Origin of the sequence: Okeania sp. SIO3B5 (genome assembly GCF_010692555.1) — a bacterium.
Taxonomy (GTDB): domain Bacteria; phylum Cyanobacteriota; class Cyanobacteriia; order Cyanobacteriales; family Microcoleaceae; genus Okeania.
The window spans coordinates 1-4984 of the sequence record NZ_JAAHHG010000647.1; the positions used below are offsets into that span (position 1 = coordinate 1).

Consider the following 4984-nt stretch of genomic DNA (forward strand, 5'->3'; position numbering starts at 1 on the left):
CTTCAGACCTCTCCTGGGAGGGGTTAGGGGTGGGTTGGGAGGGGTTAGGGGCGAGGGGTGGGTTGACTTCTGATATCATGTCCGGTAGCACCGGAGCGTGTATAAAATTAAGGTAAAAATGGGAGAAAACCTTCTGCCTCCTGCCTCCTGCCTCCTGCCTTCCTTCCAGCAAAGTCTAATTATTCAACCGGACATGATATGACTTCTGACTTCTGACTTTGTTAACCCGACTTCAACCATTCAAAATCTATGACTAATTTAACTCCTAAATCTGATAAAAAATCTACTTCAAATGTCAATCCTTTACAATGTTTGGCTAGTGCGATAATTTCTGGTGGATTAGCCACACTTGCCTATATGTTAATGAAATCTATTTCTGAAACATTTGCTAGTAAACCTATTATTTCAGATAACGTTTTTGTGGTGAATATTTCCACTGCTGTTCGTGCTTTAGTAGTGGGAGTTATTGCTTTAGCTGCTTGTATGTGTGCGATGGTTACTTTAGGTTTAGTTGCTTTAGCTATACAAATTATTATTCAGCGATTTACAAATAAGGAGATGCCCCCCAATGAAGGTTGAATAGTGAAAAATTGGAGATAAATATTTACTTCTTTAGATGTTATAGGGCAGCTCGAAAATTAACAATTAATATGAGGATTTGATTCAACAATGAATAATGAATAATTAATAATTAATAATTACCTCTCCTTGAAAAGAAGAGGATTGACTCAAAGGAAAAATTTTTCTTTATTATCCCCTTAAAAGGGGAGGCTTTAAACCACAATTTTTCGGTAATATTAAATCGTGAGCCAGTAGCTAATTTATTTTATACTTTTAATTCGGTTAAATCTTTAAACTCTGAATTCCTCCTTGTAAAGGCAATTAAGTTAATAACTGATGGCTAATAGCTGACACCTGTTTGCGCAGCATTCCGCAGGAAATGCTTACCTTATTACTTCAACTAAGCTTAATTATACCTTCGTTAAAAACACGATTATTTACATCGATACCTTTAACAATTATATAGTCTTCATAAACATCAAAAGCAGCAAAACTAAAATCACTTGTAGAATATTCAGTCCACTCTGATTTCCCTACAGGACGTTGTTTGCCACCCGCGCCACAAATTAAATAAGTAGTGCCATTAATTAAGCTAGTTCTTTCATAATCATGTTCATGCCCATTAATATAAAGCTGAACTCCATATTTTTTAAATAGGGGGGTTAAAGTTTGAATAAAATCTTCATTTAAGCCATACATTCCAGAAGAATAAATTTGATGATGACCAAAGACTATTTTCCAAGGTGTTTCACTGTTACTCAATTCTTTTTCTAACCATTTTAATTGGGTTTTCCAGTCAGCATTAATATTAGTATCTAAAGCAAAAAATTGAATTGGGTGATGCTGAAAAGTATAGTATCTTCCGGCCATATTAAAACCTGGATATTTTACTTCCAAGTCTCCATTTTCAGTACGAATATCGTGGTTGCCTAAGCAGGCATAAAATTTAACTTCTTTTTCTAGTAAAGATTTATATGGCTTCTCAAAAACATCTTCTATTTTTTCAATTTCTCCATCTTCATAAATATTATCGCCACCAAGAATTACAAAGTCAAAAGGATATTTTCATTAATGGATAATGGATAATTAATAATTAATAATTACCTCTTCTTTTCAAGAAGAGGATTGATATCAAATCCTTTTAATTGGACATAAAAAAATTCTTCAATCGTCATAACTACGCTTATCTTTGTAATTCTTTCTCCTCCTGACTCCTGACTCCTGACTCCTGACTCCTCCTAAGTTAACCATTCTATGGCTGTTTAATCGGATTTGATATGACTAAAAGAAAAATTTTTTATTTTTTCTCCTTTAAAGGAGAGGTTTGAAACCTTAATTATTCGGTAAAAAATAAAGCTTCATAGCTTCAGCTACAGCAAATTGATCTTTAGCCTCCTGTACCAGTATCCGCCACAGAAACAAATCTGAAAATAGGGTTTGTTTGAACAGAGGAAGAATTGCTTAATGTTAGTGCATTAGCAGGACTAAAAAAATTAATACTTTTGACTATTTTGCTGCATATACCAGTAACACTAACCCTGCTGAGACTACTTAGAAATAAAAATTTACGACCTTTAATACTTATCATTTGAGAAAATAAATATTAAGTAGAAAAAGGACTATAGTCCAGAGTACAAATTTGTCTTTTATTAATTTATCGTTTTATCCATCGATTTGTTTCGTCCAACAAGGTATAAAGTAAATGTCAGAAGAACAACCACAGCAACCAAATTTAGAACAACCTGAAACTGAAGCAGTCTATCAAGAATCAACAGAAACTGCTTCTGTGACACCCGAAAGTCCACCTGAACAACAATCTACTACTGAGAAACAATCAGTAGTGGCCAAACCTAGTCTTGGACAGCAGGTTTTAGGATCAGTTCGTTCCTTATTACCAGAGTCCCTAAGTCAAAAGCTTTCTGATGGGTTATTAACGGGGGCGATCGCTGGTATTTTTGTCCTCATTCTGGTAATTATTTTTGTTTCTTTTTCCCCTGATCAACCTCCTACTGAAGTGGCGGATATTCCTATAGCTGAAGAAACAGAAGCGATCGCCCCGGAAGAGTCTCTACCTCTAAGTGTAGATCCAGAAGTATCCGAAGATTCATTTTCTGAAGCTCCTGAATCTGTGGAAGAAACTATAGCTCCACCTCCAAAGTTGACACCAGAGCAAACTTTAATTGTGTCAATTCAAAATCAAATTGATGATCTTATTAATCAATATGGTGGCGGAATTACTGAGTCTTTAAGAGTTAATTTTCCCAGTAGTTTATTAATTGTTGAACTGAATAATGATTGGTATGACAAAACTGAGGAAGAACAAGATAAATTAGTTAACCAAATGTTTGAAGAAGCACAAGATTTAGACTTTAGTAAATTACAAGTTATGAACTTTCAAGGTAGAGTTATAGCTCGTAGTTCAGTGATTAATTCTGAGATGATTATTTTAGAGCGATCGCTGTTGGAAATACCAGGTTAACGAAGTCAGAAGTCAGAAGTCAGAAGGATGATTTTAATAGTTTTATAGTTTTATAGTTTTGTAGTTTTGTGGAATGGGCATCTTGCCCGTTCCCGTTCCCCGTTCCTGATATTTTCTGGACAGGCAAGATGGAGACAGGCAGGATGCCTGCTCCCACTTACCGAATTATTAATAATTAATAATTAATAATTAAATGATTCTGGTTTAAAGCCTCCCCTTTTAAGGGGAAAAAAGAAATAATATTTCCTTATATCCAATCAAGGACGGTTTTAACCAGAGGTAATTATCCATTATCCATTAATAAAAGCGGATTCCACCTTAGTGAGGTACACCCATCGCGGGCAAGATGCCCGCACTGGGAAGATTTAATTGTTAATATCTGTACTTCTTATGCGAGGAATCTGCTGTAAATTAAAATAGCTTAATTATCGGCAAAATATTTAATTATAGTTGATTCAGCTATTGATAACCAAGGCATTTATACAAAAAGTATATTATTAAAGTTTTTTATTTATAGTGGTGTTTTAATTCGTAAGCATTCAGCCGTCAGCTATCAGCTATCAGCTATCAGCTATCAGCTATCAGCTATTGCCTTTAGTTAGTGATAAAAGCTTTCTTAATTGAGAAACGAAAAATCTTACTACAAAAGTCAGCTTCAAAGTCTATACTCATTTAAACTCCTTTCTTAAGCACAGAGTTTTATTGCTGATAGCTGACGGCTAATAGCTGTTTGCGCAGCATTCCGCAGGAAATGCTTACTTTAATTCATCTGTTGCCATAACCAATAATTTTGTAGTATAATTAAAAATTACAGATAAAAAATAAAGTGTACTTAGAATATCTTATGAATAAAAAAAGTGGTGAAGGATATAAAATAATTAGTGATAATCGCCAAGCTAGATTTAACTATCATATTATTGAAACTTATGAAGCTGGTGTTGCATTACAAGGAACAGAGGTAAAATCAATCCGAGAAGGTAAGGTTAACTTACGAGATGGTTATGCCTTAATTCGTAATAATGAAGCATGGTTACTGAATGTTCATATTTCTCCATATCAAAAAGCAGGAGAATTTTTCAATCACGAACCTCGTCGTAGTAGGAGACTATTGTTACACAAACAAGAAATTCGTAAATTGATTGGTAAGGTAGAACAACAGGGATTAACTTTAGTTCCATTGAGGATGTATTTTAAGCGGGGTTGGGTAAAAGTTGATATTGCTTTGGCACAGGGTAAAAAGCTCCATGATAAACGTGAAACTATTAAACAACGAGATGATAAACGGACTATGCAAAGAGTAATGAAGCAATACTAGAGCCGCTACGCGGAAGTTATAAAGTCAAAAGTTAAAAGTCAAAAGTATTAATTTGTAATTGTTTTAGGATTTTGTAACCAGTTATTTCCGCTATCCTGCACTAGAGCTACCAAGTTTTATCCTTACTTAGCAAGTTTGAAGCTTTAGTTTGCTCATTCAAAAATTAATAATTAATCATTATCTTTCTTGAAAATGGATAGGATTTATGAAAAAGATTTTTTTCTTTATTTCTTAATATGAAATACAAAAAATTGTACTACCTACGAATCTCCCCATCTCCCCATCTCCCTGTCAATCTTTGATAGTAAACATTAACGTATTTCATATAATTTAAAAAAAAGGCTTTAAACCTGAATTATTCGGTAAATTGAATAATACTTATTAGTTATATAGAAATATAATCCAGTTATACAGTATCTGTTTATCATTCTATTTACACTTCAATATTTAACCTCCCCATCACCCCATCACCCCATCACCCCATCACCCCATCACCCCATCACCCCATCACCCCATCACCCCATCTCCCCATCTCCCCATCACCCCATCTCCCTATCTCCCTATCTCCCAAATATATAATAAGTATTCAACCATATTTTATATTAGTAAGATCGGAAGATCGTACAATA

The 4984-nt window shown here is 34.2% G+C and carries 4 protein-coding genes; 3 read left to right on the top strand and 1 reads right to left on the bottom strand.

From position 1 onward, the window contains the following. Positions 1-249 precede the first annotated feature (249 nt). Complete coding sequence (locus tag F6K54_RS40120; protein ID WP_293089937.1) at positions 250-579, top strand: DUF3082 domain-containing protein; 330 nt, start codon at positions 250-252, stop codon at positions 577-579. Positions 580-957: 378 nt separating this feature from the next. Here the strand turns inward: F6K54_RS40120 and F6K54_RS40125 are convergent, their stop codons facing one another. After that, positions 958-1605 carry a metallophosphoesterase gene (locus tag F6K54_RS40125; RefSeq protein ID WP_366558384.1) on the bottom strand — a complete coding sequence of 216 codons (648 nt, stop codon included), beginning with the start codon at positions 1603-1605 and terminating at the stop codon, positions 958-960. A gap of 658 nt (positions 1606-2263) precedes the next feature. Between F6K54_RS40125 and F6K54_RS40130 the strand changes: the two genes are divergently transcribed. Next, positions 2264-3040, top strand: a complete 777-nt coding sequence (locus F6K54_RS40130) for a hypothetical protein (RefSeq protein WP_293089939.1) — start codon at positions 2264-2266, stop codon at positions 3038-3040. An 844-nt stretch (positions 3041-3884) separates the two neighbouring features. Beyond that, a complete protein-coding gene (gene smpB / locus F6K54_RS40135) occupies positions 3885-4355 on the top strand; it encodes an SsrA-binding protein SmpB (protein WP_293089941.1) in 471 nt (156 codons plus the stop codon). Positions 4356-4984: the final 629 nt, after the last annotated feature.